Source organism: Prescottella equi (assembly GCF_002094305.1).
GTDB lineage: Bacteria > Actinomycetota > Actinomycetes > Mycobacteriales > Mycobacteriaceae > Prescottella > Prescottella equi.
This window is the reverse complement of record NZ_LWTX01000031.1, coordinates 1-623: the sequence shown is the minus strand read 5'-3', so window position 1 is coordinate 623 and position 623 is coordinate 1. Positions and strand designations below refer to the sequence as shown.

At 64.8% G+C, this 623-nt stretch carries 1 protein-coding gene; it reads left to right on the top strand.

The window, feature by feature from the left end; translation table 11 throughout:
* Nucleotides 1–621: superoxide dismutase (locus A6I89_RS24260; RefSeq protein ID WP_064067011.1), on the top strand; the 621-nt coding region annotated here is incomplete at its 5' end.
* Nucleotides 622–623: the final 2 nt, after the last annotated feature.

Below are 623 nucleotides of genomic sequence, written 5' to 3'. Positions count from 1 at the left end.
TACACGCTGCCCGATCTGCCGTACGACTACGCCGCTCTCGAGCCCCACATCTCCGGCAAGATCATGGAGCTCCACCACGACAAGCACCACGCCGCCTACGTCGCCGGCGCCAACACCGCCCTCGACAAGCTCGCCGAGCTCCGCGAAGCCGACGCCCTCGCCCCCGTGGTCAACCTGCACGAGAAGAACCTCGCCTTCCACCTCGGCGGCCACACCAACCACTCCGTGTTCTGGAACAACCTTTCCCCCGAAGGCGGCGACAAGCCCGAAGGCGAACTCGCAGCCGCCATCGACGACCAGTTCGGCAGCTTCGACGCCTTCCGCAGCCACTTCTCCGCCAACGCCAACGCCATCCAGGGCTCCGGCTGGTCCATCCTCGCCTGGGACTCCATCGGCCAGCGCCTGATCATCGTCCAGCTCTACGACCAGCAGGGCAACATCAGCATCGGCCTGACCCCCCTGCTCATGCTCGACATGTGGGAACACGCCTTCTACCTCGACTACCAGAACGTCAAGGGCGACTACGTCAACGCCTTCTGGAACATCGTCAACTGGACCGACGTCGCCGACCGCTTCACCAAGGCACGCACCCAGACCACCGGACTCATCGTCCCCGCCTGATC